We start from the raw sequence: 4,605 nt of genomic DNA on the forward strand, positions 1-4,605 counted from the left end.
ATGGGGTAGGGCGGATTCGAACCGCCGTCAAAGCGTCCCAAACGCTCTAGGATGGACCAGGCTACCCTACTACCCCGTGCCTTACAATATTGTCTGTGGACGCTAAAAATACCTGCCGTTTGCCCGGTCCTTAAAAAATTTAAAGCGGGAGAATCTTTTTCCTGGTCTCGCTGACGATAGAACAATCACACTTACCGGTGAGAAGGGCGTCGGAAAGGTTCTTTGGCGTCGTGCCGTCAAGCACAACGAGCGGGATGTGGCTGCGCTCCACCACCCGGGCGGCGATGATATCAAGGACATTGTGCGATCCGGCCACAAGGCCACCCTTCCCGACAATCCCGATCAGCTGCGAAGGCGTGAGCGTTTTGAAGTATTTTGCACCTTTGAACTCTTTTGGGTCCTTATCATAGATGCCATTGACCGAGGTCACGTTGACAAAAACGTCCGCATGCACCCGTTCGGCAAGAACCGCAGCAACCGCGTCCGTTGTCTGGCCCGGGGTGATCCCGCCCATGACCACGATCTTTTTTGACTCGGCAAATTTCTTGGCCTCGGAATGGCTCTCGGCGACTTTCGGGTAGGCCGCTTCGCCGAGCGCGGAAATTAACAGCGTCGCGTTGAGCCGGGTCACGAGAATACCGATTTCGTCCGCGGTGCCCTCATCGATGCCAAGGCTCCGGGCAATCCCGATATAGTCCCGCGCCCCGCCTCCGCCCCCGACCACGACGAAGAGCCGGTGTTTCGCGGCAATCCTCGTAAGCACGGGGAGATAGTCCCTGATCCGGTTATTATCGAGTTCCGGGATCAGGATCGAGCCGCCAAGCGAGATAACGACCGTCTTCATTGCACTAGTTTTTGTGCAGGATGCTCATATAGAGTTGTTTAAAGGAGTCCCGACCATGTTGTGCTGTCCGGTCTGCAAGAGCCGAGATATCTTCCCGGTTGCCGGGGGATATATCGGCCAGGTGTATCTCTGCAAGAGCTGCAGGTACCGGGGATCGTTTGTCCTTGAAGTGGATGACGACGCGATGGAAGATGAGGGAAAGAACGAGCCGGAAAAATAACGAATACAAGGATCCATTCCTGAGGGACAGGACATGCACGAAGCGCACCAGTACACAAAAAAGGAGAATAACGCGGTGCAGTGCTCGTTGTGCAATCACCGCTGCACGATTGCGGACGGGAAGCATGGTATCTGCGGGGTACGGCAGAACGAAGGCGGGACACTGTATGCCACCTCGTATGGCCTCGTGAGTGCCGAGGCGGTCGACCCCATCGAAAAAAAACCGCTCTTCCACTTCCTGCCCGGCACCCTTTCGTATTCGCTGGGCGGTATCGGGTGCAACTTCCGGTGCGAGCACTGCCAGAACTGGCAGATCTCACAGGCAGACTCCACGAGCGCCCGCCTCTTCCCGATCTCCCCAAAAGAGGGGGTGGCCCGTGCCCTTTCAAGCGGGAGTGCGAGCACCTCATGGACATACAACGAGCCGACCATCTGGCACGAGTACCCGCTTGATATGGGCACGCTCGCCCGGGAACAGGGACTTGGGACGTGCTACGTGACAAACGGCTATATCACGGAGGAAGCCCTGCGGGAGCTGGCACCGATGCTTTCGGCGTTCCGGGTAGATATCAAATCGTTTTCCGAGGATTTTTACCGGAAGATCTGTAAGGCGCACCTTCAGCCGGTGCTGGACGCGGCGGTGCTCGCCCGGGAGCTCGGCATGCATATCGAAACCGTGACACTTGTCATCCCCGGCCTCAATGACAGCATGGATGAGCAGGAGAACCTGATCCGCTGGGTGATCGAGCATCTGGGCCCCGAGACGCCCATGCATTTCTCCGCGTTCCACCCGGACTACAAAATGACAGATCGCGGGACGACACCCATTGCCCTGCTTGAGAAGATCTGTGCACGGGCAAAAGAACTCGGGCTCCGGTTCCCGTATCTCGGAAACGTCGCGCATCACCCGTATGAGAACACGTACTGTCCGGCCTGCGATGCATTGCTCATCGAGAGGCGGGGATTTTCGAGCAGGATTACAGGACTTGACAACCGGCAGTGCACCAGCTGTGGTGAGACCATCGAGATCGTGCGCCATGTCACCTGATTGCGGTTCTCCAGAGACCCGGTTTGTCGCGGACCGGATGCTTGGCACGCTCACCCGGTACCTCAGGTTCATGGGCTACGATACACTCAGCGCAAACGGGTTTTCCCCGGGGAATGCACAGGAGGACAACCTGCTGCTTGCCCTTGCACAGGATGAGCACCGGATCCTGCTGACACGGGACCACGAGCTTGCCCGAAGAGGAAACGACCGGGCGGTACTGGTAACAGAAGGGGATGTGCTCGTGCAGGTGCAGCAGCTCATCGATCTGGGGTTAATCGAACGACGCCTCCTTATGAGCCGGTGCTCGCTCTGCAACACGGTGCTGCGGGAGGCAGGGGAAGATGAGATCCGGTCTGCCGGGTATGCACCCCGGGACAAGAGTGGATTTGCCTTCCTCTGGTGCGACCGGTGCAGAAAACTGTACTGGAACGGCTCGCATGGACAGCGTCTCTTTGAAAGGATACAATCCGGGCTTGAATTCTGATACGTTCCGGTCCTCATCTTGTTTTCTGGGTTGCAGGACCTGGTTTCTATGCTCCCGGTATCACATCCCCGCCAGGCCGGAGTTCCCCATACCAGACTCCCGGAGCCGGCAATTTTTTCTTTGTGGTTCTCCCGTGAGGGAACTGGCATTTTTCTCCAAATTGGGTGACGAGATTACATCACTCTGCAGGCAACCTACCGTGGTTGGATGCACCATTAAACCGGATATGCAAAAGGTGGAGGTGTCAGCGCAGTCTGATATAATGAACCAGCCGGTTAAATGTATCCCGGTTTTTGTACATAATTCACCACCCGTCATGACGTGAATATATTACCCGAAGTATGAAGAGCAATACACGCAAAAGACGGAGAAACCATGAAGATAAAACTGGGAGTTTTTAGTTTTATTCTGATATTACTGATGGTATCAGTTGCGTACGCTGACAGCAGTACTGGCAGCACAACCAGCAGTACTACCAGCAGCAGTTCCACCAGCAGTACATCGAGCAGCTCGACAACAGATGTCGATAATGCGGCAATGGTCTATGTCTCAAATGTGACAATGGATCCTGAAGTATTCTTCCCCGGCGATACAGGAGCGATCACAGTGACCCTGACCAATGGAGGTACATCTGCCATCGGGATTTCCCATCCGGATATCCTGAGCAGTAAACTCAACGTTGATTCGGACGGTACATGGGACACCATGAGTTATGTCGGTGCCGGTTCGACGATCACGTATACACTAATCGTCACTGCAAAACCACCGGACGGAACATATTATGCAATGTTCAGTGCCGGTACAAAAACCGGCAACTCTATTCATTACCCGATAAAGATCGAAGTGGACTCAACCGATATTCAAGCCGCCATCACGGATAAACCCACGTCCTTTTCACCTGAAGCTGAGCAAAACGTGACGCTCACTATCATGAATACCCGGGACGGGGATATAAAAAATGTCGTGATTACCCCTGAGGGGACAGGTATTGATTCGTACCCGGCCAAGGACCTCGTCTCCTCTATACAGGCTAGCAGTTCTACAGCAGTGACCTTCGGCATTATACCTCACCAGGCATCAAACCTTACCTTCCATATCAGTTACCAGAACGGTGCTAACACTCATACCACGGATGTAGTTCTGCCGATTACCATCGGCCAGGACAAAACGGCTGCGGTGCCGGTTGTCAACAACGTTGTACTCTCATCATCAGGAAATACCTACGAAATTACCGGTGATATCACCAATGCAGGGGTCTCTGATGCAAAAGGAGTGGTTGTGACCGTCGGATCACCGGCAAAAGGTGCAGGAACCTATCCTGAATATGCCATCGGGAGTATCGCATCTGACGATTCCGGAAGTTTTGATGTAACGTTTACCTGCAACGATCTGTCTTCAGTTCCACTGGTGGTCAGCTGGAAAGACACAGATGGTAACGATTACTCTCTCACAAAAGCACACGATCTCTCAACGAGTTCAGGGACGAGCAGTTCAACGAGCAGCAGCACCAAGACTTCTTCGAGTTCTTCCAGTTCCATGAGTGGCCCCGGTGGGATGAGTGGCGGACCCGGCGGGATGGGTGGCCCGGGTGGCAGCAGTAGCAGCAGCACCACGTCGCTTTTCACCGGCAGCAATGGCAGTGGGATCAGTTCGTTCTACCCGGTCATAGTGGGAGTGATTATTCTTATAGCCGGCATTGTCCTGTGGAAAAAGCGGAAATGGATCTCACTCAAACTGAAAAAACAGCAGTGAGGGATCGGATATGACCGATACCCCACTTATCCAGCTGGCGGACGTGACAAAAACCTATCATCTGGAGAGCGGAGACTTTACCGCCCTCAATCATGTCTCCCTTGACATCATGGAAAACGAATTTATTGCCATTATGGGACCTTCCGGTTCCGGTAAATCGACCATGATGAACCAGCTGGGGATCCTCGATGTCCCCACATCGGGAAAACTCTCTATCGCGGGACGCGATGTGGCAAAAATGTCAAACCTTGAGCGGAC

Annotated in this window: 6 protein-coding genes and 1 tRNA gene; 5 read left to right on the forward strand and 2 right to left on the reverse strand. The window is 54.2% G+C overall.

Going from position 1 to position 4,605, the window contains the following annotated elements; genetic code table 11:
* Nucleotide 1: 1 nt before the first annotated feature.
* Both QZN75_RS09255 and pyrH read right to left on the reverse strand, forming a co-directional pair.
* Nucleotides 2-76, reverse strand: a tRNA-Pro gene (locus tag QZN75_RS09255).
* Between the two features lie 63 nt (nt 77-139).
* The gene (pyrH, locus tag QZN75_RS09260; protein ID WP_292427777.1) at nt 140-844 is read right to left on the reverse strand and encodes a UMP kinase; all 705 of its coding nucleotides are present in this window, start codon (nt 842-844) and stop codon (nt 140-142) included.
* 55 nt (nt 845-899) lie between these two features.
* On the opposite strand from pyrH, the gene QZN75_RS09265 reads away from it, so the two are divergent.
* The 5 genes from QZN75_RS09265 to QZN75_RS09285 all read left to right on the forward strand — a co-directional run.
* Nucleotides 900-1,064: a hypothetical protein gene (locus QZN75_RS09265; RefSeq protein ID WP_292427778.1), complete on the forward strand. Its 165-nt coding sequence runs from the start codon at nt 900-902 to the stop codon at nt 1,062-1,064.
* Nucleotides 1,065-1,097: 33 nt separating this feature from the next.
* Nucleotides 1,098-2,111, forward strand: a complete 1,014-nt coding sequence (amrS, locus tag QZN75_RS09270; RefSeq protein ID WP_292427780.1) for an AmmeMemoRadiSam system radical SAM enzyme — start codon at nt 1,098-1,100, stop codon at nt 2,109-2,111.
* Nucleotides 2,101-2,595: a Mut7-C RNAse domain-containing protein gene (locus QZN75_RS09275; RefSeq protein ID WP_292427782.1), complete on the forward strand. Its 495-nt coding sequence runs from the start codon at nt 2,101-2,103 to the stop codon at nt 2,593-2,595. Before amrS ends, QZN75_RS09275 begins: the two co-directional genes overlap by 11 nt.
* Nucleotides 2,596-3,015: 420 nt before the next feature.
* Entirely contained in the window at nt 3,016-4,347 is a 1,332-nt protein-coding gene (locus QZN75_RS09280) for a hypothetical protein (protein WP_292427785.1), read from the forward strand.
* Nucleotides 4,348-4,357: 10 nt separating this feature from the next.
* On the forward strand, nt 4,358-4,605 hold a 248-nt coding region (locus tag QZN75_RS09285; RefSeq protein WP_292427787.1), incomplete at its 3' end, for an ATP-binding cassette domain-containing protein.

It is taken from the genome of Methanoregula sp. (assembly GCF_003170075.1).
In the GTDB taxonomy this organism is placed as follows: domain Archaea; phylum Halobacteriota; class Methanomicrobia; order Methanomicrobiales; family Methanospirillaceae; genus Methanoregula.

What these genes read in the sequence shown, in the direction of transcription:
- pyrH (WP_292427777.1), bottom strand. Translation starts at nt 844, where the DNA reads ATGAAGACGGTCGTTATCTCGCTTGGCGGCTCGATCCTGATCCCGGAA.
- QZN75_RS09265 (WP_292427778.1), top strand. Translation starts at nt 900, where the DNA reads ATGTTGTGCTGTCCGGTCTGCAAGAGCCGAGATATCTTCCCGGTTGCC.
- amrS (WP_292427780.1), top strand. Translation starts at nt 1,098, where the DNA reads ATGCACGAAGCGCACCAGTACACAAAAAAGGAGAATAACGCGGTGCAG.
- QZN75_RS09275 (WP_292427782.1), top strand. Translation starts at nt 2,101, where the DNA reads ATGTCACCTGATTGCGGTTCTCCAGAGACCCGGTTTGTCGCGGACCGG.
- QZN75_RS09280 (WP_292427785.1), top strand. Translation starts at nt 3,016, where the DNA reads ATGGTATCAGTTGCGTACGCTGACAGCAGTACTGGCAGCACAACCAGC.